Here is a 22,053-nt window from a genome sequence, read left to right as displayed (position 1 = left end):
AGCACTCGACCGGGAAGAACCGCGTGCCCCGCCCATGCCTGGTGTCTAGTGCGGCTTGCCGCGCCACCCCGACACCGGCAGCGCGAACTTCGCCACGAGCCGGTCCGTGAACGACGCGTGATGAAGCCGGGCCAGCCGCACGGGAACCGCCCCCCGGCGCACCTCCACCCGTGCCGCGGGCGGCAGTTCGATGGTCCGGCGCCCGTCGCACCACAGCACCCCGTGCGGAGTGTTCCGCTGCACCTCGACCGCGAGCACCGACGTCGGAGACGTCACCAGCGGCTTGGCGAACAGCGCGTGCGCGCTGATCGGCACCATCAGCAGCGCCTCCACCTCCGGCCAGACCACCGGCCCGCCCGCCGAGAACGCGTACGCCGTCGAGCCGGTCGGTGTCGCGCAGACGATGCCGTCGCAGCCGAAGCCGGTCACCGGCCGCCCGTCGATCTCGAGCACGACCTCCAGCATCCGGTCGGGCGAGACCTTCTGCACGGCCGCCTCGTTCAGCGCCCAGTCCCGGTGCACGACATCGCCGTTGGTGTGCACGACGACATCGATGGTCATGCGCTCCTCGACCTCGTACGCGCGCGTGACGACCCGGTCGACGACCTTGTCGAGGTCGTCGCGCTCGGCCTCCGCGAGAAAGCCGACCCGCCCCAGATTGACTCCGAGCATCGGCACCCCGGACGCACGGGCGAACTCGGCGCCGCGCAGCAGCGTTCCGTCCCCGCCGAGGACGATCAGCAGCTCACAGCCGTCGAGCACTTCCGGGGTCGCCTCGTTCACCGTCTCGACTGACGGCGGCAGCGGCAGATCGGCCGCCTCCGCCGCCAGTACGCGTACGCCGAGACCGCTGCGCAGCAGCCCCTGGACGACGAGTTCCGCGCTGCGGATCGCCGCCGGGCGCCCGGTGTGCGCGAGCAGGAAAACGGTGCGCGCTGGTGTCGCTGCTGATGTGGTTGTCAACGAGGTCCCTCCGCCACTGCACGGTCGACATCCGCCGGATCGAGCTGGGGCGCTCCGGCCCGGAGCCACAGAAAGTACTCGACGTTTCCGGAGGGTCCCGGCAGCGGACTGGCCGTGACGCCCTGCACGCCGAGACCGAGCCCGGCGGCCTTGCGCGCCACGGCCTTGACCGCGTCCGCGCGCAGCTCGGGGCTGCGGACGACCCCGCCGCTGCCGAGGCGGTCCTTGCCCACCTCGAACTGCGGCTTGACCATCAGCACCAGGTCCGCGTCGGGCGCGGCACAGCGCGCGAGCGCGGGCAGCACAAGACCGAGCGGAATGAACGACAGATCGCCCACCACAAGGTCCACCGGCACTCCGTCGATCGACTCCAATGTCAGTTCACGCACGTTGGTACGGTCTTTGACGCTCACGCGTTCATCACTCTGAAGAGACCACGCGAGTTGCCCGTAGCCGACGTCGACCGCCACGACGTGTCCGGCTCCCGATCGCAGCAGTACGTCCGTGAAGCCGCCTGTCGACGCACCCGCGTCCAGCGCCCGCCGTCCCTCGATCTTGAGCCCGAGCGGCATGAACGCGGCGAGCGCGCCGGCGAGCTTGTGGCCGCCGCGCGAGACGTAGTCGGGGTCGCTGTCGTCGGAGGCGACGACGATGGCCGCGCTGGTCTCGACCTGGGTGGCGGACTTCGTCGCGGTGTTGCCGCCGACGGTCACCCGCCCCGCGGCGATCAGCTGGGTCGCGTGCTCGCGCGAGCGCGCGAGGTTGCGGCGTACCAGCTCGGCGTCGAGACGGCGGCGGGCCACTCCTGCCACGTTCCGTTCAGCTCCTGTGGTTGTACGAAGGCGAGGGCAAGGGCCCCGCGGGTGCGGGCGCCGGGCGTGCGTCGAGCGCGGTCAGCGCGTCCCGCAGCCCCCGGTGTACATCCTCGTACACCTCGAGATGTCCGTCCGCAGGGAGGTGGTCGGCGTCGGCCAGCCGCTCCAGCTGGGCGTCCACCCCTGCGTTGCCGGTGGGCACGCGCTGGACGCCCAGGGGCGCCGGCGCGGCGGGCTCGTACGGCTGGGGCGCAGCAGATTCGTACGCCTGGGGCGCGGCGGGCTCATCCGTCTGAGGGGCAGTGGATTCCGCGTGGATCCCCTGCCCTTCGACCTGCGGCCTGGGCATCGAGTCGCTCATGCCCAGACGCTACCGCGAAGCCCTGCGGTACGGTCGATCACGATGGCGACGACGCAGGAGTGCCGCAGCGCACTCGACAAACTCTCGGACAACCTGGCACAGGCGGACGGCGATGTGCGGGGCGCGGCCGCGCTCGACCGTTCCCTCAGCTGCCACATCAAGGACCTGGACATCACCTTCACCGGCCGTCTCGACGACGGCCGGATCGAGGTGAAGGACACCATCCAGGGGCCACCGCTCGAGAAGGCGCAGATCCGCCTCGCGATGAGCGGCGACGACCTGGTGGCGATGGTGAACGGCGAGCTGAACTTCGCGAAGGCCTGGGCCTCGGGCCGGGTCAGGCTCGAAGCGGGCTTCCGCGATCTGTTGCGTCTGCGGACGCTGCTGTAGCCATTACGAGGGCAGCCGCTACGACGCGGTGGTGACGCGCCTCCGTGCCGCCGGCACCACCAGCGGCGTTCCGGACTCCGGGTCGTCGATGACCTGGCTCTTCACCCCGAAGACGCGTTCCACGAGCTCGGCGGTGACCACGTCTGCGGGCGCGCCCTCGGCGACGACCGTCCCCTCGCGCAGGGCGATGAGGTGCGTCGCGTAGCGGGCGGCCTGGTTGAGGTCGTGGAGTACGGCGACGAGTGTGCGCCCCTGCGTCTCGTGCAGCTCGGCGCACAGGTCGAGCACCTCCAGCTGATGCTGGATGTCGAGGAAGGTCGTGGGCTCGTCGAGCAGGAGCAGCGGCGTCTGCTGGGCGAGCGCCATCGCGATCCATACGCGCTGGCGCTGGCCGCCGGACAATTCGTCGACATAGCGCTCTGCCAGTTCACCGACTCCGGTCGCGCCCATCGACTCCTCGACAATCCGCTCGTCCTGCGCCGACCACTGGCGCAGCAGCCCTTGGTGCGGATAGCGGCCGCGCGCGACCAGGTCGGCGACGGTGATCCCGTCCGGCGCGATCGACGACTGCGGCAGCAGGCCGAGCGTTCTGGCGACCTTCTTGGCGGGCAGGGAGTGGATGGAGTGTCCGTCGAGCAGGACGCGGCCGTGGGACGGCTTGAGCATCCGGGACAGGGCGCGCAGCAGTGTCGACTTTCCGCAGGCGTTCGGGCCGACGATCACGGTGAAGGAGTTGTCGGGGATCTCCACCGAGAGGTTCTCGGCGATGACGCGCTGGTCGTAGCCGAGGGTGACCGATTCCGCGGTGAGGCGCTGCATGGCGGGCGTACTCCTGGATTCGTGGTTCACGGGGTTCATATGCGGCCCGCCTTGCGTTCGGTGACCAGCAGCCAGAGCAGATAGCAGCCGCCCAGCACCCCGGTGACCACGCCGACCGGCAGCTGGCGGTCGCCGAAGCCGGTGGTGGCGGCCCAGTCGGCGATCAGCAGCAGCGCGGCGCCCATCACGGAGGCGGCTGCCAGGTTCGGCCCCGGCGAGCGGGTCAGCCGGCGGGCGAGCTGCGGGGCGCTCAGGGCCACGAAGGCGATCGGCCCGGCGGCCGCCGTCGCGACCGCGATGAGCAGGACGCCCGAGCCCATGAGCACCAGGCGGGTGCGCTCGACGGGCACTCCCAGGGCGTACGCGGCGTCGTCGCCCATCTCCAGCATCCGCAGCGGCCGCCCGTGCATGAGTATCAGCGGGACGACCGCGGCGAACACGCCGAGCAGCGGCCAGACCTGCGCCCAGTCGCGGCCGTCGAGCGAGCCGGTCATCCACAGCGTGGCCTGGGTGGCCTCGACCAGGCTGGCCTTGGTGACCAGATAGTGGTTGACCGCGGTGAGCATGGCGGCGATGCCGATGCCGACGAGGACGAGGCGATAGCCGTGCACACCGCGCTTCCACGCGAGGACGTAGACCCCGACACCGGTCACCACTCCGCCGACGACCGCGCCGCCCGCCACCGCGAGCGCTCCGCCGTCGAAGAGGACGATCACGGAGAGCGCGCCGACGGTGGCGCCCTGCCCGAAGCCGATCACATCCGGACTGCCCAGCGGATTGCGGGAGATGGACTGGAAGATCGCGCCGCTGAGGGCGAGCGAGGCGCCGACGAGCAGCCCGACCAGCACACGCGGCAGCCGCAGGTCCTGGACGATGAACTCCTGGGCCTGGGTGCCGTTCCCGAGCAGTGTGGCTACGACCTCGCCGGGCGAGATGGGGAAGTCGCCGCTGCCGATGAGTACGACTCCGGCTGCCACGGTGACCGCGGCCAGCAGCAGGGATACGACAACCGACCGCGGATCGAACCGCAGGGAGAGCCCGCCGGGGGTGCGTATCGCTTTCACGGCTTTCACAGCTGGGCCATCCTCTTGCGGCGTACAAGGTGAATGAAGACGGGCCCGCCGATCAGCGCGGTGACGACGCCGACCTGCAGCTCGGCGGGGCGGGTGACGACCCGGCCGATGACATCGGCGCCCAGCAGCAGGACCGGCGACAGGATCGTGGCGTACGGCAGGATCCACCGCATGTCGGGCCCCGTGAGGGAGCGCACGAGATGCGGGATCATCAGCCCGATGAACACGATCGGCCCGCAGGCGGCGGTCGCGGCCCCGCACAGCAGGGTGACGGTGAGCATCGCCAGTGCGCGCGTCCGGTTCAGATGGGCGCCGAGCGCGCGGGCGGTGTCGTCGCCCATCTCCATCGCGTTGAGCGGCCGCGCGAGCAGCAAAGCGAGCACCACGCCGATGCCGATGAAGGGCGCGATCTTGCGGATGGTCTCCATGTCGGCCGATGCGAGCGAGCCGACCGTCCAGAACCGGAGCCGTTCGAGCGCGGCCGAGTCCAGCAGCTCTACGGCGTTGACGTAGCCGTAGAGCGCGGCGGTGGCCGCGGTTCCGGCGAGGGCGAGTCGTACCGGAGTCGCGCCGCGGCTGCCGCCGAGGACGTACACGAGTACGGAGACGACGGCAGCACCGATGAACGCGAACCAGACATATCCGCTCAGCGAGGTGACGCCGAGGAAGCTGACGGCGGAGACCACCGCGGCCGACGCCCCCGCGTTCACGCCCAGCAGGCCGGGCTCCGCCAGCGGGTTACGTGTCAGAGCCTGCATCACCGCGCCCGAGAGCCCGAGGGCCGCGCCGACGATCAGTCCGAGCAGGGTCCGCGGCACCCGGACATCGTGAATGATCACGTCGTTGCCGACGCCCGCGTTGTGGAACAGCCCGTGCCACACCTCGGAGAGCGGAATCGACTTGGCACCGACGGCGATGCTCGCGACGCAGACAAGCAGCAGGACGCCGAGAGACACGAGCAACCCGGCGGCGCGCAGGGCATGGCGCTTGCGGGGCTCGGTCGCGGATATCGGCTCCGCGCTCTGTTCGGGGGGATTGTCGACCAACACGAGGTTAGGTTAGCCTACCCTCCCATCGCGACAGGCGCGAAGCCGCAGACAGCTCAACCCCCGGGCGGGCACCCCCGATTCCCGCGCCGACGTTCCTACATCCCCAGCCTGGACAGCGCCTTGCCCGCGTCCAGCGTGCACACCCCGTCCCCGGCCTGCGTCCAGGCCGCCGCACACAGCGCCCTCAGCCCATCCAGCGGCTCACCCTGCCCGTCGAGCGCGAGCGCACCGTCCCGTACGGACGCGGTCCACCCTCCGCACACGAATCCACCATCCGTCTCGGCCACTTCGGGCTGCCCGGTCAGCATCCCGCGCAGATCGGCGTCCACATAGGTCGGCCGGTGCTCGGGCGGCGCGGCGAGCAGCTGCGCACCGTCGGTCACCCCGGTCAGTACGAGCAAGGAGTCGACGCCTCCGTTGAACGCGCCCTCGATGTCCGTGTCCAGCCGGTCGCCCACGACCAGCGGCCTGCGCGCGCCCGTCCGCAGGATCGTCTCCTTGTGCATCGGCGGCAGCGGCTTCCCGGCCACCTGCGGCTCCGCGCCCGTCGCTATCCGTACGACCTCCACGGCCGCGCCGTTTCCGGGCGCGATGCCCCGGGCGCTGGGAATCGTCAGATCCGTGTTGGACGCGAACCACGGCACACCTCGCGCGATCGCGTAGCACGCCTCCGCGAAGCGCCCCCATGTCAGATCCGGCCCGCCGTACCCCTGCACCACAGCCGCCGGATCGTCGTCGGCGGACTCCACCGGCTCGAGACCCCGCTCGCGCAGCGCGACCCGCAGCCCTTCCCCGCCGATCACCAGCACCCGGGACCCGGCCGGCACCTGCTCGGAGATCAGCCGGGCGACCGCCTGCGCGGAGTTGATGACATCCGCCGCATCGGTCGGGACACCCAGCTCGGTGATGTGCTCGGCCACAGCCTCGGGCGGCCGCAGCGCGTTGTTCGTCACATACGCGAGGTGCATCCCGCCCTCGCGCGCCGTCAGCAGCGAGTCCACGGCGTGTGCGATCGCCTCACCGCCCGCGTAGACCACGCCGTCGAGATCCAGCAGCGCCGTGTCGTACGCCTCGCTCAGCGCCGTCCCACTCCCGCTCGGCCGGGTCCTGTGCTGCTGACTCATTCGCATACGCTCCTCGTTCGGGGCCACTGACCCGATCATCGCTCATCCCCGGAGCCCACATACGATGCACAAATGAACACCGAAGGTCCCGCGGCCAACGACGGTCTGCACCTGATCCCGTTCCGTGGGCTGCGCTATGTCCCCGAGCGGGTCGGCAGCCTCGCCGCCGTGACCTCGCCGCCGTACGACGTCGTCGTCAGGCCCGACGGCCTGCACCACCTGGAGTCGGCGGACCCCCACAACATCGTCCGGCTGATCCTCCCGCAGGCGAACTCCACCGGCGACCGCAACCAGAAGGCCGCCGACACCCTCGCACGCTGGCTGACCGAGGGCATCCTGGCCGCGGACCCGGAGCCCGCGCTGTACGTGTACGAGCAGCGCCAGGGCGAGCTCCTGCAGCGAGGCGTCATCGGCGCGCTCGCCCTGTCCGAACCGTCCGAGGGCGTCGTTCTCCCCCACGAGGACGTGATGCCGGACATCGTCGCGGACCGCGCGGCCCTGATGCGTACGACCGCCGCCAACCTGGAGCCGCTGCTGCTGACGTATCGCAGCGTGGGCAGCCCGACCGGCGCGACCGCCGTCATCGAACGCACCGTCCTGCGCTCCCCACTCCTGGAGACCACCACCGAGGACGGCTTCAGCCACCGTCTGTGGTCGGTGACGGACCCCGCCGATCTGGCCGAGATCCGCTCCGACCTGTCCGAACGCCAGGCCCTGATCGCCGACGGCCACCACCGCTGGGCGACCTATCTGCGGCTGCGCGCCGAACACCCCACGCCCGGCCCCTGGAACTACGGTCTCGTCCTGCTGATCGACACGGCCCGCTACCCGCTGCGGGTACGCGCCATCCACCGGGTGCTGCACCGCCTCCCGGTCTCCGAAGCACTGGCGGCCGTGGGCGGCTCCTTCCGCGCCCGGCGCCTGGACGTACCGCTCCCGCAGGCGCTGGAGACGCTCGGGGAGGCTGCTGCGGAGGGGAACGCCTTCCTGCTCGCGGGCGACGGCGCCTTCCACCTCCTGGACCGCCCGGACCCGGAGCTGCTCTCCCGCACGGTGCGCGCCGACCGCCCCGAAGCCTGGCGCACGCTCGATGCGACCGTCCTGCACTCCACGCTCCTGGACCACATCTGGCGGATCCCGGACACCCCGGAGTACATCGCGTACATCCACGACACCGAGGCGGCCGTCACCCAGGCCGAACGCCGGGGCGGGACCGCGGTGTTGATGCATCCGGTACCGGAGGACGTCGTACGGGACCTCGCCCGCGAAGGCGTCACGATGCCCCGGAAGTCCACGTCCTTCGGCCCGAAGCCGGCGACGGGGCTGGTCCTGCGGAGCCTGACGCTGGACTGAAACGAAGAAAGGGCGGCACCCGCTGGGGTGCCGCCCTTTCTCGTTACATCCTGCTACTCGGACTTGTCGCCCTCGACGTCGCCCGGCTCCTCATCGGAGTCGACGTCGGACTCCTCATCGGACTCGTCATCGGCATCGGCTTCCGGCTCGGCGTCCGCGTCACCCTCGTCGATGGCGTCAACGAACTCGACACCGTCCAGCTCGGCCAGCCGGTCCGACGCGTCGGTCGCCCCGTCCTTGTCGGCCTCGAGCGCCTTGGCGAACCACTCACGCGCCTCGCCCTCACGCCCGGCCGCCAGCAGAGCGTCGGCATAGGCGTAGCGCAGCCGCGCGGTCCAGGGCTGTACGGAACTGGACGCCAGCTCCGGGCTCTGCAGGGTCACGATGGCGGCCTCGATCTGCCCCATGTCCCTGCGCGCACCGGCCGCGACCAGCCGCATCTCGACCTGACCCGCCTTGTCGAGCTTCTGCACCTCGGGCTCACCGGCCATCGCCATCGCCCGCTCGGGCCGCCCGAGTCCGCGCTCGCAGTCCGCCATGACGGGCCACAGCTCGACGCTGCCGGTCATCCGCTTGGCCGCCCGGAACTCGGCCAGCGCCTCCGCGTACTTCTGGTTCGCGTACGCGGCGAAGCCCGCGGCCTCGCGCACGGCAGCCACACGCGAGGCGAGCCGCAACGCCACCTTGGAGTAGGCGTACGCCTGCTCGGGGTCCTCGTCGATCAGATTGGCGACCATGACGAGGTTCCTCGCGACGTCCTCGGCAAGGCCCTTCGGCAGGCTCTGGAGCTCCTGCCGTACGTCCTTGTCGATCTCGTCGCCCGTGACGTCGTCGGGAATCGGCAGCCGCTTGATCGGCTCGCGGTCGGGGCGGTCACGGTCGCGCTCGTCACGGCGTCCGTAGCCACCACGGTCGTCACGCTGTCCGCCGCGGTACCCACCGCGGTCGTCGCGCCGGTCATCGCGCCGGTCGTCACGACGCGGGCCGCTCGGACGCTCGTCACGGCGTCCGTAGCCGCCACCGCCGCTGGGGCGCCCGCCGGGACGTCCACCGCGGTCGTCATCGCGACGCGGGCCGCTCGGCCGCTCGTCCCGACGCCCATAGCCGGCGCCGCTGGGGCGGGAGCCGCCACGGTCGTCGCGCTGCCCACCGCGGTAGCCACCACGGTCACGGTCATCATCACGACGGAACGACGGACGCTCATCACGCTTGTCATCACGACGCGGCCCACTCGGCCGCTCGTCCCGACGGTCATCGCGGGGGCGCTCGTCACGGCGTCCGTAGCCACCGCCACCACTGGGGCGCTCGTCACGACGCCCGTAACCGCCACCACCACTGGGGCGCTCGTCACGACGTCCGTAACCGCCACCACCACTGGGACGCCCACCACGGTCGTCGTCGCGACGCGGCCCGCTCGGACGCTCGTCACGGCGGAACCCGCCCGGACGCTCGTCACGACGGTCGTCGCGCGGTCCTCGGTATCCACCACCGGAACGGTCGTCACGCCGGAAACCGCCGCCACCACCACCGCTGCTCGGACGCGAACCACCACGGTCGTCGCGCTGCCCACCGCGGTACCCACCACGGTCACGGTCATCATCACGACGGAACGACGGACGCTCATCACGCCTGTCATCACGACGCGGCCCACTCGGACGCTCGTCACGACGTCCGTAACCGCCACCTCCACTGGGACGCCCACCACGGTCGTCGTCGCGACGCGGCCCGCTCGGCCGGTCATCACGACGCCCATAGCCACCGCCGCCACCGGAACGGTCGTCACGCCGGAAACCGCCGCCACCACCACCGCTGCTCGGACGCGAGCCACCACGGTCGTCGCGCTGCCCACCCCGGTAACCACCACGGTCACGGTCATCATCACGACGGAACGACGGACGCTCATCACGCCTGTCATCACGACGCGGCCCACTCGGACGCTCGTCACGACGGTCATCGCGCGGGCGGTCATCACGACGGTCGTCGCGCGGACCGCGGTAGCCACCACGGTCGTTGTCACGCCGCGGCCCACGGTCCCGGTCGTCACGGCCGCCGCGGAAGCCGCCCCGGTCACCACCGTCCCTACGACGCGGCTCGCGCTCCGGACGGTCGTCGGGAGAGTTGGTGGACATCGGCGTAACTCCTGTCTTCGGGTACTGCAGTCATTCTCGCGCAGCCGGCCATCGGACGCGCTACGAAAAAGCGGGCAAAACAAAAAGGACCCGTGGTCCAGCGTGAACGCTGGACCACGGGTCCTTGAAAGATTGTTCGGCGGCGTCCTACTCTCCCACAGGGTCCCCCCTGCAGTACCATCGGCGCTGAAAGGCTTAGCTTCCGGGTTCGGAATGTAACCGGGCGTTTCCCTAACGCAATGACCACCGAAACCCTATCGGGCTCTAGCGAACAAGCACACTTTTCAATTAAGTAAATTAATTAGTGAAACTGGTTCAACCGGTGCGACTGTTCGCAACCCGGGAACCACACAGTGGACGCGAGCAACTGAGGACAAGCCCTCGGCCTATTAGTACCAGTCAGCTCCACCCCTTGCGGGGCTTCCACATCTGGCCTATCAACCCAGTCGTCTACTGGGAGCCTTAACCCCTCAAAGGGGGTGGGAGTCCTCATCTCGAAGCAGGCTTCCCGCTTAGATGCTTTCAGCGGTTATCCTTTCCGAACGTAGCCAACCAGCCATGCCCTTGGCAGGACAACTGGCACACCAGAGGTTCGTCCGTCCCGGTCCTCTCGTACTAGGGACAGCCCTTCTCAAGACTCCTACGCGCACAGCGGATAGGGACCGAACTGTCTCACGACGTTCTAAACCCAGCTCGCGTACCGCTTTAATGGGCGAACAGCCCAACCCTTGGGACCGACTCCAGCCCCAGGATGCGACGAGCCGACATCGAGGTGCCAAACCATCCCGTCGATATGGACTCTTGGGGAAGATCAGCCTGTTATCCCCGGGGTACCTTTTATCCGTTGAGCGACGGCGCTTCCACAAGCCACCGCCGGATCACTAGTCCCGACTTTCGTCCCTGCTCGACCCGTCGGTCTCACAGTCAAGCTCCCTTGTGCACTTACACTCAACACCTGATTGCCAACCAGGCTGAGGGAACCTTTGGGCGCCTCCGTTACCCTTTGGGAGGCAACCGCCCCAGTTAAACTACCCATCAGACACTGTCCCTGATCCGGATCACGGACCCAGGTTAGACATCCAGCACGACCAGAGTGGTATTTCAACGGCGACTCCACAACCACTGGCGTGGCTGCTTCAAAGTCTCCCACCTATCCTACACAAGCCGAACCGAACACCAATATCAAACTGTAGTAAAGGTCCCGGGGTCTTTCCGTCCTGCTGCGCGAAACGAGCATCTTTACTCGTAGTGCAATTTCACCGGGCCTATGGTTGAGACAGTCGAGAAGTCGTTACGCCATTCGTGCAGGTCGGAACTTACCCGACAAGGAATTTCGCTACCTTAGGATGGTTATAGTTACCACCGCCGTTTACTGGCGCTTAAGTTCTCAGCTTCGCCACACCGAAATGTGACTAACCGGTCCCCTTAACGTTCCAGCACCGGGCAGGCGTCAGTCCGTATACATCGCCTTACGGCTTCGCACGGACCTGTGTTTTTAGTAAACAGTCGCTTCTCGCTGGTCTCTGCGGCCACCCCCAGCTCAAGGAGCAAGTCCTCTCACCAGTGATGGCCCCCCTTCTCCCGAAGTTACGGGGGCATTTTGCCGAGTTCCTTAACCATAGTTCACCCGAACGCCTCGGTATTCTCTACCTGACCACCTGAGTCGGTTTAGGGTACGGGCCGCCATGAAACTCGCTAGAGGCTTTTCTCGACAGCATAGGATCATCCACTTCACCACAATCGGCTCGGCATCAGGTCTCAGCCTTAATGTGTGACGGATTTGCCTATCACACGGCCTACACCCTTACCCCGGGACAACCACCGCCCGGGCTGGACTACCTTCCTGCGTCACCCCATCGCTTACCTACTACCACCTTGGGCCGGCGGCTCCACCACTCCCCTTCGCCCGAAGGCTCCAGGACGGCTTCACGGCCTTAGCATTAATGGGCTCGATACTGGGCGTTTCAAAGCGGGTACCGGAATATCAACCGGTTGTCCATCGACTACGCCTGTCGGCCTCGCCTTAGGTCCCGACTTACCCTGGGCAGATCAGCTTGACCCAGGAACCCTTAGTCAATCGGCGCACACGTTTCTCACGTGTGTATCGCTACTCATGCCTGCATTCTCACTCGTGTACCGTCCACCACTCGCTTACGCGGCGGCTTCACCCGGCACACGACGCTCCCCTACCCATCCCAGCGGGCGTTGGCCCTCATGCTGGAATGACACGACTTCGGCGGTACGCTTGAGCCCCGCTACATTGTCGGCGCGGAATCACTTGACCAGTGAGCTATTACGCACTCTTTCAAGGGTGGCTGCTTCTAAGCCAACCTCCTGGTTGTCTCTGCGACTCCACATCCTTTCCCACTTAGCGTACGCTTAGGGGCCTTAGTCGATGCTCTGGGCTGTTTCCCTCTCGACCATGGAGCTTATCCCCCACAGTCTCACTGCCGCGCTCTCACTTACCGGCATTCGGAGTTTGGCTAAGGTCAGTAACCCGGTAGGGCCCATCGCCTATCCAGTGCTCTACCTCCGGCAAGAAACACACGACGCTGCACCTAAATGCATTTCGGGGAGAACCAGCTATCACGGAGTTTGATTGGCCTTTCACCCCTAACCACAGGTCATCCCCCAGGTTTTCAACCCTGGTGGGTTCGGTCCTCCACGAAGTCTTACCTCCGCTTCAACCTGCCCATGGCTAGATCACTCCGCTTCGGGTCTTGAGCGCGCTACTAAACCGCCCTGTTCGGACTCGCTTTCGCTACGGCTTCCCCACACGGGTTAACCTCGCAACACACCGCAAACTCGCAGGCTCATTCTTCAAAAGGCACGCAGTCACGACGCACAGAGTAAACTCTGCGCGCGACGCTCCCACGGCTTGTAGGCACACGGTTTCAGGTACTATTTCACTCCGCTCCCGCGGTACTTTTCACCATTCCCTCACGGTACTATCCGCTATCGGTCACCAGGGAATATTTAGGCTTAACGGGTGGTCCCGCCAGATTCACACGGGATTTCTCGGGCCCCGTGCTACTTGGGTGTCTCTTAAACGAGCCGCTGATGTTTCAGCTACGGGGGTCTTACCCTCTACGCCGGACCTTTCGCATGTCCTTCGCCTACATCAACGGTTTCTGACTCGTCTCATCGCCGGCAGACGATGACAAAGAGATCCCACAACCCCGCATGCGCAACCCCTGCCGGGTATCACACGCATACGGTTTGGCCTCATCCGGTTTCGCTCGCCACTACTCCCGGAATCACGGTTGTTTTCTCTTCCTGAGGGTACTGAGATGTTTCACTTCCCCTCGTTCCCTCCACACTGCCTATGTGTTCAGCAGCGGGTGACAGCCCATGACGACTGCCGGGTTTCCCCATTCGGAAACCCCCGGATCAAAGCCTGGTTGACGGCTCCCCGGGGACTATCGTGGCCTCCCACGTCCTTCATCGGTTCCTGGTGCCAAGGCATCCACCGTGCGCCCTTAAAAACTTGGCCACAGATGCTCGCGTCCACTGTGCAGTTCTCAAGCAACGACCAGCCACCCACCACCCCACCCAACAGGGCGAGTTCACCGGGGCCGGCATCGCGAAGGTCCAGACGTTTCAGTCCGTACCCTCAGACACCCAACAGCGCGCCCGGCAGGTCTCCCGCCCCGGGCTCCGTTCCACGCTCCGAAGAGCAGTACTGGAAGACCGAGTTGGTCAGACCTGCCGAATAGTCAACGTTCCACCCATGAGCAACCAGCATCGGACGTACGCCGATGTACTGGCCTCTGGACCGGCAGAGCCGGCCTAGAAGTGCTCCTTAGAAAGGAGGTGATCCAGCCGCACCTTCCGGTACGGCTACCTTGTTACGACTTCGTCCCAATCGCCAGTCCCACCTTCGACAGCTCCCTCCCACAAGGGGTTGGGCCACCGGCTTCGGGTGTTACCGACTTTCGTGACGTGACGGGCGGTGTGTACAAGGCCCGGGAACGTATTCACCGCAGCAATGCTGATCTGCGATTACTAGCAACTCCGACTTCATGGGGTCGAGTTGCAGACCCCAATCCGAACTGAGACCGGCTTTTTGAGATTCGCTCCGCCTCGCGGCATCGCAGCTCTTTGTACCGGCCATTGTAGCACGTGTGCAGCCCAAGACATAAGGGGCATGATGACTTGACGTCGTCCCCACCTTCCTCCGAGTTGACCCCGGCAGTCTCCTGTGAGTCCCCATCACCCCGAAGGGCATGCTGGCAACACAGAACAAGGGTTGCGCTCGTTGCGGGACTTAACCCAACATCTCACGACACGAGCTGACGACAGCCATGCACCACCTGTATACCGACCACAAGGGGGCACCATCTCTGATGCTTTCCGGTATATGTCAAGCCTTGGTAAGGTTCTTCGCGTTGCGTCGAATTAAGCCACATGCTCCGCTGCTTGTGCGGGCCCCCGTCAATTCCTTTGAGTTTTAGCCTTGCGGCCGTACTCCCCAGGCGGGGAACTTAATGCGTTAGCTGCGGCACCGACGACGTGGAATGTCGCCAACACCTAGTTCCCAACGTTTACGGCGTGGACTACCAGGGTATCTAATCCTGTTCGCTCCCCACGCTTTCGCTCCTCAGCGTCAGTAATGGCCCAGAGATCCGCCTTCGCCACCGGTGTTCCTCCTGATATCTGCGCATTTCACCGCTACACCAGGAATTCCGATCTCCCCTACCACACTCTAGCTAGCCCGTATCGAATGCAGACCCGGGGTTAAGCCCCGGGCTTTCACATCCGACGTGACAAGCCGCCTACGAGCTCTTTACGCCCAATAATTCCGGACAACGCTTGCGCCCTACGTATTACCGCGGCTGCTGGCACGTAGTTAGCCGGCGCTTCTTCTGCAGGTACCGTCACTTGCGCTTCTTCCCTGCTGAAAGAGGTTTACAACCCGAAGGCCGTCATCCCTCACGCGGCGTCGCTGCATCAGGCTTTCGCCCATTGTGCAATATTCCCCACTGCTGCCTCCCGTAGGAGTCTGGGCCGTGTCTCAGTCCCAGTGTGGCCGGTCGCCCTCTCAGGCCGGCTACCCGTCGTCGCCTTGGTAGGCCATCACCCCACCAACAAGCTGATAGGCCGCGGGCTCATCCTTCACCGCCGGAGCTTTCAACCCCCCAAGATGCCTCGGGAGGTGGTATCCGGTATTAGACCCCGTTTCCAGGGCTTGTCCCAGAGTGAAGGGCAGATTGCCCACGTGTTACTCACCCGTTCGCCACTAATCCACCCCGAAGGGCTTCATCGTTCGACTTGCATGTGTTAAGCACGCCGCCAGCGTTCGTCCTGAGCCAGGATCAAACTCTCCATGAATGTTTACCCGTAATCGGGTCGAACACCACAAGAGCGGGACAACCGGTCGGAATAAGACCGGTCATCCACAGCGTCCTCGCTGTGTCATTGCCTGCCCGCCACAAAAGGGCCGACAGGACTTTCAAAGGAACCTCAACCCACCGAAATGGGCCGGGGTTGTCAATCTGGCGTTGACTTTTGGCACGCTGTTGAGTTCTCAAGGAACGGACGCTTCCTTCGTACTCACCCTCACGGGCTTTCCTCCGGGCGCTTCCCTTCGGTCTTGCGTTTCCAACCCTACCAGACTCTTTTTCCGTTCCGTTTCCGGTGAGGAATTCGATTCCAGTGGCCGTTGGAAGGCCTTTGCCTTTCGGCGTGTTCACTACTTTAGCCGATTCCCCTGGCGACTCATAATTGAGTCACTGGGCTTGAATTTCGGCATGCCGAAATCGCACCCGGTTGGGGTTCGTCGTCAAGGAGTGGATGGCCGCTCCGGGTTGCTGAACAGCAGGGCCCGTTTCAAGCGGCTCGGGCTACGTTAGGCGTCGCGCCAACCAGAGTCAAGTTGCCCTGCGCCGCCGCATATGGGCCCGGTAAGGACTGACCGTGGGGTCGTCCTCGATCCAGAAGCGCCAGGGGTGGTGTGCCCCGTCGCCGCCCACCCCCGTGCGGGGGCCGCTGCGCACCAGGTCAGGGTCGGGCGAGGTACCCCGTAGCAGGGACAGCGGGGCGTCGCCTCCGGCGCAGAGGTCGGTGCCGTTCAGGGCGCGGTCGACATCGAGGGCCGTGGCCAGGCGTGCGGGGCCTTTGGCGAGTTCCTTGTCATGACGGGCCGAGAACCGACGTTTGCGGGCGTGGTCGGCGCCCACAAGGATCTCGCCGGCGCGCAGCAGGATCCCGCTCGCTCTGCCCTCCGGGCCGCACACCACATTGAGGCAGTGCCACATGCCGTAGGTGAAGTAGACGTACGCATGACCCGGCGGGCCGAACATCACCTGGTTTCGCGCGGTGCGTCCGCGGTACGCGTGGGACCCCGGGTCGAGCTCTCCCGCGTACGCCTCCACTTCGGTGAGCCGTACCTCGATGGGTCCGTCGTCGGTGAGGCGTGCCAGGGTGCAGCCAAGGAGTTCGGGCGCGACCTCCAGCACAGGGCGGTCGAAGAACTCCCGGGGCAGCGGCGTACGGTCGGGGCTCTCGATCATGGCGTCCGAGGGTACCGGGGAACCGGTTACGGTCGTCGCGCGTATGTAGTGGTCAGGACGAAGAAGGAGTGGACATGGGGTTCAAGAAGCTGCTCGCGAGCCTGGGCGCCGGTGGCGCGTCCGTCGAGACGGTGCTCACCGAGGCGAACGTCGTACCGGGCGGTGTCGTCCAGGGCGAGGTCCGTATCCAGGGCGGCTCGGTGGACCAGCAGATCGAGGGGCTCTCCGTCGGTCTGCAGGCGCGGGTCGAGGTCGAGGGTGGTGACCAGGAGGTCAAGCAGGACATCGAGTTCACCAAGCAGCGGCTCGGTGGCGCGTTCGAGGTGAAGGCCGGAGCGGTGCATGTGGTGCCGTTCGGTCTTGAGATTCCGTGGGAGACCCCGGTCACCAGCATCGCGGGGCAGCAGCTGCGCGGGATGAACATCGGTGTGACGACGGAGCTGGAGATCGCGCGGGCCGTGGACTCGGGCGACCTGGACCCGATCAACGTGCACCCTCTGCCGTCGCAGCAGGCCATCCTGGACGCGTTCATCCAGCTGGGCTTCCGCTTCAAGAGCGCGGACATGGAGCGCGGGCACATCCGTGGGACGCGGCAGCGGCTGCCGTTCTACCAGGAGATCGAGTTCTTCCCGCCGCAGCAGTACCGCGGGCTGAACCAGGTCGAGCTGACCTTCGTCGCGGACGACCGCGAGATGGACGTCATCGTCGAAATGGACAAGAAGCCGGGCCTGTTCAGCGAGGGCAGCGACTCGTACAAGGCCTTCAAGGTGGGGCACCACGACTTCCAGTCGACCGACTGGGCCGGATTCCTCAACCAGTGGCTGGCGGATGTCGGCGGGCGCCGTAACTGGCTCTAGGCTCGGATTCGGCAGAGCACGCAGAGCAGACAGAACAGCCGAATCGGAGGTTCAGACGTGACCGAGCTCAAGAGGGCGCCCCTTCCGCACGACTTCCATCCTGCGGTGCCGTCGTTCACGGTGGTAAGCGATGACATCGCGCCGGGGTCGGTGCTGAAGGACGCCCAGGTCTACGCGGCGGGCAACACCTCGCCGCACCTGCGGTGGGAGGGCTTCCCGGCACAGACCAAGAGCTTCGCCGTGACGTGCTTCGATCCGGACGCGCCCACGGGCAGCGGGTTCTGGCACTGGGTGCTCTTCGACATCCCGGCATCGGTCACCGAGCTGCCGGCCGGTGCGGGCAGCGGGAAGTTCGAGGGGCTGCCCGAGGGCGCCGTTCAGGTCCGTAACGACTACGGGTCGAAGGATTTCGGCGGCGCGGCTCCCCCGGCGGGCGAGAACCACCGCTATGTGTTCACGGTGTACGCGGTGGACAAGGCGAAGCTCGGCCCCGGTGCGGATGTCTCGCCGGCGGCCGTGGGCTTCAATCTCCGCTTCCACACGATTGCGCGTGCGCAGCTGCTGGCGGAGTACGAAGGTCCTTCGAAGAGCTGATCGTTCGTTTGTTGTTTGCCCTGCCCTGGTCTTGGAGAGATCAGGGCAGGGCATCTTTTATTGCGTTGTCCATCTCGGCGCGCCCGGCCAGAGTTGATCCAAGCCCAAGGCCCGCAACGGGTTGGGCCGGCGAACGGGAGGTGGGCGAGATGCGGGACACGCTGGTACTGAATGCGAGCTTCGAGCCGCTGTCGACGGTGACACTCAACCGCGCGGTGGTTCTGGTGCTGCAGGACAAGGCCGTCGTCGAGCAGGCCCACCCCGGACTCCGTGTGCGTGCGGCCGCCGTTGATCTTCCGGTGCCTCGGGTGATCAGGCTCTGCCGGTATGTCCGGGTGCCGTTCCGAAGACAGGCGCCGTGGTCCAGGCGGGGTGTGCTGGTACGGGACCAGCACCGGTGCGCGTACTGCGGAAGGCGCGCCACGACCGTGGACCATGTAGTGCCGCGGTCGCACGGTGGTCAGGACAGCTGGCTGAATACGGTGGCCTCGTGCGCCGAGGACAACCACCGCAAGGCCGACCGTACGCCGGAGCAGGCGGGGATGCCGCTGCTGCACGAGCCGTTCGTACCGTCTCCGGCGGACGCGATGCTGCTGGGGCTGCGGGCCGGTGAGCGGTCGGCGCTGCCTGAGTGGCTGGCGCAGCCCGCCGCGTAAGTGGTGACGTACGAAAGCCCGCTCCCTGTCGGGGGCGGGTTTTCGCGCGTCAGCGCAGCAGGAGCTGGATGATCGCGAAGGTGCCGACCACGACGATCAGCGCGCGCAGCGCCGTCGGCGGCAGACGGCGGCCGATCTTGGCGCCGAGCTGGCCGCCGATGGCGGAGCCGACCGCGATCAGTACGACCGCCGTCCAGTCGAAGTCCGCGACGAAGAGGAAGAAGAGCGCGGCGATGCTGTTGACGACGGCGGCGAGGACGTTCTTGGTGGCGTTGAGGCGCTGGAGGGTGTCGTCGAGCAGCATGCCCATGAGGGCGAGGTAGATGATCCCTTGGGCCGCGGTGAAGTAGCCGCCGTAGACGCTGGCGAGCATGAGTCCGACGAAGAGCAGCGGGCCGCCGTCGGGGTTGGTGGGTGTGCCCTTGCGGTCGCGGCGGCGCTGGACGGCCTTGGTGATGCGCGGCTGGAGGATCACCAGGACCAGGGCGAGCGCGACCAGGACGGGGACGATCGTCTCGAAGGCCGTGGAAGGGAGCATCAGGAGCAGTACGGCTCCGCTGAGGCCGCCGATCGCTGCGGCGATGCTCAGGCGCAGGACGCGGCTGCGCTGGCCGGTGAGTTCGGCGCGGTAGCCGATGGCCCCGCTGATCGAGCCGGGGATCAGGCCGAGCGCGTTGGAGACGGTGGCGGTTACCGGGGGCAGGCCGGTGGCGAGGAGCACCGGGAAGGTGATCAGTGTCCCCGAGCCGACGATGGTGTTGATGGTGCCGGCGCTGATGCCCGCGGCGAAGACGGCGAGCATCTCCCAAATGGTCACGCTGTGCCCCTCGATGATCGGTGCCGGGTGCACCGATCATGCCTGAGGGCGTCGGGGTCAGTCGATGGGGGGTTGTTCGCGGCGCTCCGTGCCGTTGCCGCCGCCGGACTTGCCGGAGCCGGAGCCGCCGCCCATTCCGGCCATCGGGTTGAAGCTGCCCATGGCGCCGGAGAGGCCCTTGAGGGCGTCGCCGATCTCGCTGGGCACGATCCAGAGCTTGTTGGCGTCGCCCTCGGCGATCTTCGGGAGCATCTGGAGGTACTGGTAGGCAAGGAGCTTCTGGTCCGCGTCTCCGGCGTGGATGGACTCGAAGACCGTACGGATCGCCTGAGCCTCGCCCTCGGCGCGCAGGGCGGCCGCCTTGGCCTCACCTTCGGCGCGCAGGATCGCGGACTGCTTCTCGCCCTCGGCGGTGAGGATCGCGGACTGCCTGATGCCTTCCGCGGTGAGGATCGCGGCGCGCTTGTCACGGTCGGCGCGCATCTGCTTCTCCATCGAGTCCTGGATGGAGGTGGGCGGTTCGATCGCCTTGAGCTCGACGCGGTTGACGCGGATGCCCCACTTGCCGGTGGCTTCGTCGAGGACGCCGCGCAGGGCCGCGTTGATCTCCTCGCGGGAGGTGAGGGTCCGCTCCAGGTCCATGCCACCGATGATGTTGCGCAGGGTGGTGACGGTGAGCTGCTCGATCGCCTGGATGTAGCTGGCGACTTCGTAGGTCGCGGCGCGGGCGTCGGTCACCTGGTAGTAGATGACGGTGTCGATGTTGACGACCAGGTTGTCCTGCGTGATCACCGGCTGGGGCGGGAACGGGACGACCTGTTCACGCAGATCGATGCGGTTGCGGATCGAGTCGATGAACGGGACGACGATGTTCAGGCCCGCGTTGAGGGTGCGGGTGTAGCGCCCGAAGCGCTCGACGATGGCGGCGCTGGCCTGCGGGATGACCTGGATCGTCTTGATCAGGGCGATGAAGACCAGCACCACCAGAATGATCAGGACGATGATGATCGGTTGCATCGCGTTCCCTGTGCCCTTCGCTGCCGGATAATTCTGATGATCGAGTTTCCCAGAACACGGGCTGGTATGGGGGGCGTTCGGCATTCATTTGTCACATGACCACGGCGGTGGCTCCGTCGATCTCCACGACGTCGACCTGCTGGCCCACCTCGAAGGACATCCCCGCGTCGAGTGCGCGCGCGGACCAGATCTCACCGGCGAGTTTGATACGGCCTCCGCCGCTGTCGACTCGTTCGAGCACGACGGCCTGGCGGCCCTTGAGCGCGTCAACTCCGCTGGCGAACTGGGGCTGTTGGGCGCGGTGCCGGGTCGCGATGGGCCGTACGACGGCGATGAGTGCGACGGAAACCACGGCGAACACGAGGACTTGGGCGACCGTGCCGCCGCCGAGCGCCGCGACGATGGCCCCGGCCACCGCTCCGGCGGACAGCATTCCGAATTCCGGCATCGCCGTCAGGACAAGCGGAATGCCCAGTCCGACCGCGCCGATCAGCCACCACACCCATGCGTCGATTTCCACATGGTCATGGTAGGTCCGGCGGTCGTGGTCGGGACAGGGGGCGACAGCGGGGGCGGGATCGGGTCAACCTCTCCTGCCGGACGCCCGGTCAGCCGAGCGGGAGGCCCTGGGCACTCCAGCGCTCACCGTTGCGCTCGACGAGCAGCGGGAGGCCGAAGCAGAGCGAGAGGTTGCGCGAGGTGAGCTCGGTCTCCATCGGACCGGCGGCCAGCACCTTGCCCTGACGGATCATCAGGACGTGGGTGAAGCCCGGGGCGATCTCCTCGACATGGTGCGTCACCATCACCATGGAGGGGGCGAACTCGTCGCGGGCCAGGCGGCCGAGCCGCCGCACCAGGTCCTCGCGGCCGCCGAGGTCGAGACCGGCGGCAGGCTCGTCGAGGAGCAGCAGTTCGGGGTCGGTCATCATGGCGCGGGCGATCAGGGTGCGCTTGCGCTCGCCTTCGGAGAGCGTGCCGAACTTGCGGTCCAGGTACTCGGTCATGCCGAGGCGGTCGAGGAAGGCGCGGGCGCGCTCCTCGTCGACGGCGTCGTAGTCCTCGTGCCAGGTGGCGGTCATTCCGTAGGCGGCCGTGAGGACGGTCTGGAGCACGCTCTGGCGCTTGGGCAGCTTCTCGGCCATGGCGATGCCGGCCATGCCGATGCGCGGGCGGAGCTCGAAGACGTCGACGGCGCCGAGGCGCTCGCCCAGGATCGTCGCCGTTCCGGTGGTCGGGAAGAGGTAGCTGGACGCGATGTTGAGGAGCGTGGTCTTGCCGGCGCCGTTCGGGCCGAGGATGACCCAGCGCTCGCCCTCCTTGACCGACCAGGAGACGTCGTCCACCAGAGCGCGTCCGTCGCGGACCACGGATACGTCCACCAGCTCCAGTACATCGCTCATGAGCGCGTTGTCTCCCCATGCAATCGTCTTGAGGTATTGGGGGCGGTTTATGCACCTGTGGGCACAGCTCCCAGGGAAAACCTACGCCACCGGCCGAGTAGCCCTGCCCCCCGGTCCGGTACCT

Annotated in this window: 19 protein-coding genes and 3 rRNA genes; 5 read left to right on the top strand and 17 right to left on the bottom strand. The window is 66.8% G+C overall.

What is annotated here, in order from left to right:
- Positions 1-45: 45 nt before the first annotated feature.
- Genes OHA61_RS31255 through OHA61_RS31245 form a run of 3 tightly spaced genes read right to left on the bottom strand, consistent with a single transcriptional unit; the run spans position 46 to position 2,139 of the window.
- Positions 46-963, bottom strand: coding sequence for an NAD kinase (locus tag OHA61_RS31255; RefSeq protein WP_266477930.1), 918 nt, complete (start codon positions 961-963; stop codon positions 46-48).
- On the bottom strand, positions 960-1,775 hold the full coding sequence (locus tag OHA61_RS31250) for a TlyA family RNA methyltransferase (RefSeq protein WP_406305852.1): 816 nt from the start codon (positions 1,773-1,775) through the stop codon (positions 960-962). The genes OHA61_RS31255 and OHA61_RS31250 overlap by 4 nt, the downstream gene beginning before the upstream one ends.
- Positions 1,776-1,782: 7 nt before the next feature.
- Positions 1,783-2,139 (bottom strand): hypothetical protein, encoded by a 357-nt coding sequence (locus OHA61_RS31245; protein WP_406305851.1) that lies wholly within the window; start codon positions 2,137-2,139, stop codon positions 1,783-1,785.
- Positions 2,140-2,181: 42 nt separating this feature from the next.
- Between OHA61_RS31245 and OHA61_RS31240 the strand changes: the two genes are divergently transcribed.
- Positions 2,182-2,529 carry an SCP2 sterol-binding domain-containing protein gene (locus OHA61_RS31240; protein WP_324990544.1) on the top strand — a complete coding sequence of 116 codons (348 nt, stop codon included), beginning with the start codon at positions 2,182-2,184 and terminating at the stop codon, positions 2,527-2,529.
- Positions 2,530-2,547: 18 nt separating this feature from the next.
- Here the strand turns inward: OHA61_RS31240 and OHA61_RS31235 are convergent, their stop codons facing one another.
- From OHA61_RS31235 to OHA61_RS31220, 4 genes are all read right to left on the bottom strand, one after another.
- Complete coding sequence (locus OHA61_RS31235) at positions 2,548-3,348, bottom strand: ABC transporter ATP-binding protein (protein ID WP_406305850.1); 801 nt, start codon at positions 3,346-3,348, stop codon at positions 2,548-2,550.
- A gap of 35 nt (positions 3,349-3,383) precedes the next feature.
- Positions 3,384-4,421: a FecCD family ABC transporter permease gene (locus OHA61_RS31230; RefSeq protein ID WP_406305849.1), complete on the bottom strand. Its 1,038-nt coding sequence runs from the start codon at positions 4,419-4,421 to the stop codon at positions 3,384-3,386.
- Positions 4,418-5,398 (bottom strand): FecCD family ABC transporter permease, encoded by a 981-nt coding sequence (locus OHA61_RS31225; protein WP_406307544.1) that lies wholly within the window; start codon positions 5,396-5,398, stop codon positions 4,418-4,420. The genes OHA61_RS31230 and OHA61_RS31225 overlap by 4 nt, the downstream gene beginning before the upstream one ends.
- A gap of 167 nt (positions 5,399-5,565) precedes the next feature.
- Positions 5,566-6,594, bottom strand: coding sequence for an HAD-IIA family hydrolase (locus tag OHA61_RS31220; RefSeq protein WP_406305848.1), 1,029 nt, complete (start codon positions 6,592-6,594; stop codon positions 5,566-5,568).
- Positions 6,595-6,666: 72 nt separating this feature from the next.
- Between OHA61_RS31220 and OHA61_RS31215 the strand changes: the two genes are divergently transcribed.
- Entirely contained in the window at positions 6,667-7,947 is a 1,281-nt protein-coding gene (locus OHA61_RS31215; protein ID WP_406305847.1) for a DUF1015 domain-containing protein, read from the top strand.
- A gap of 53 nt (positions 7,948-8,000) precedes the next feature.
- Here the strand turns inward: OHA61_RS31215 and OHA61_RS31210 are convergent, their stop codons facing one another.
- From OHA61_RS31210 to OHA61_RS31185, 6 genes are all read right to left on the bottom strand, one after another.
- On the bottom strand, positions 8,001-8,684 hold the full coding sequence (locus OHA61_RS31210; RefSeq protein WP_406305846.1) for a hypothetical protein: 684 nt from the start codon (positions 8,682-8,684) through the stop codon (positions 8,001-8,003).
- Positions 8,669-9,964, bottom strand: coding sequence for a hypothetical protein (locus OHA61_RS31205; protein WP_406305845.1), 1,296 nt, complete (start codon positions 9,962-9,964; stop codon positions 8,669-8,671). Before OHA61_RS31205 ends, OHA61_RS31210 begins: the two co-directional genes overlap by 16 nt.
- A gap of 246 nt (positions 9,965-10,210) precedes the next feature.
- Positions 10,211-10,327, bottom strand: a 5S ribosomal RNA gene (gene rrf / locus OHA61_RS31200).
- A 118-nt stretch (positions 10,328-10,445) separates the two neighbouring features.
- Positions 10,446-13,569: ribosomal RNA gene (locus OHA61_RS31195) — 23S ribosomal RNA — on the bottom strand.
- A gap of 313 nt (positions 13,570-13,882) precedes the next feature.
- Positions 13,883-15,407: ribosomal RNA gene (locus OHA61_RS31190) — 16S ribosomal RNA — on the bottom strand.
- The 16S, 23S and 5S rRNA genes sit together here, the layout of an rRNA operon.
- Before the next feature lie 539 nt (positions 15,408-15,946).
- The gene (locus OHA61_RS31185) at positions 15,947-16,588 is read right to left on the bottom strand and encodes a DNA-3-methyladenine glycosylase (RefSeq protein ID WP_324971966.1); all 642 of its coding nucleotides are present in this window, start codon (positions 16,586-16,588) and stop codon (positions 15,947-15,949) included.
- Between the two features lie 74 nt (positions 16,589-16,662).
- On the opposite strand from OHA61_RS31185, the gene OHA61_RS31180 reads away from it, so the two are divergent.
- From OHA61_RS31180 to OHA61_RS31170, 3 genes are all read left to right on the top strand, one after another.
- Positions 16,663-17,445 (top strand): sporulation protein, encoded by a 783-nt coding sequence (locus OHA61_RS31180; RefSeq protein WP_405596335.1) that lies wholly within the window; start codon positions 16,663-16,665, stop codon positions 17,443-17,445.
- A 57-nt stretch (positions 17,446-17,502) separates the two neighbouring features.
- Positions 17,503-18,039: a YbhB/YbcL family Raf kinase inhibitor-like protein gene (locus tag OHA61_RS31175; protein WP_406305844.1), complete on the top strand. Its 537-nt coding sequence runs from the start codon at positions 17,503-17,505 to the stop codon at positions 18,037-18,039.
- Positions 18,040-18,188: 149 nt separating this feature from the next.
- Positions 18,189-18,695, top strand: a complete 507-nt coding sequence (locus OHA61_RS31170) for an HNH endonuclease (protein ID WP_324971977.1) — start codon at positions 18,189-18,191, stop codon at positions 18,693-18,695.
- 49 nt (positions 18,696-18,744) lie between these two features.
- On the opposite strand, the gene OHA61_RS31165 is transcribed toward OHA61_RS31170, so the two are convergent.
- The 4 genes from OHA61_RS31165 to OHA61_RS31150 all read right to left on the bottom strand — a co-directional run bounded on the left by OHA61_RS31165 (position 18,745) and on the right by OHA61_RS31150 (position 21,929).
- Positions 18,745-19,512: a sulfite exporter TauE/SafE family protein gene (locus OHA61_RS31165; protein ID WP_406305843.1), complete on the bottom strand. Its 768-nt coding sequence runs from the start codon at positions 19,510-19,512 to the stop codon at positions 18,745-18,747.
- A 57-nt stretch (positions 19,513-19,569) separates the two neighbouring features.
- Entirely contained in the window at positions 19,570-20,529 is a 960-nt protein-coding gene (locus OHA61_RS31160) for an SPFH domain-containing protein (protein WP_406305842.1), read from the bottom strand.
- A gap of 91 nt (positions 20,530-20,620) precedes the next feature.
- Complete coding sequence (locus OHA61_RS31155; protein ID WP_406305841.1) at positions 20,621-21,049, bottom strand: NfeD family protein; 429 nt, start codon at positions 21,047-21,049, stop codon at positions 20,621-20,623.
- 88 nt (positions 21,050-21,137) lie between these two features.
- On the bottom strand, positions 21,138-21,929 hold the full coding sequence (locus OHA61_RS31150) for an ABC transporter ATP-binding protein (RefSeq protein ID WP_406305840.1): 792 nt from the start codon (positions 21,927-21,929) through the stop codon (positions 21,138-21,140).
- Positions 21,930-22,053: the final 124 nt, after the last annotated feature.

Source organism: Streptomyces sp. NBC_00885 (assembly GCF_045207475.1).
In the GTDB taxonomy this organism is placed as follows: Bacteria; Actinomycetota; Actinomycetes; order Streptomycetales; family Streptomycetaceae; genus Streptomyces.
This window is presented reverse-complemented; position numbering and strand designations above follow the sequence as displayed.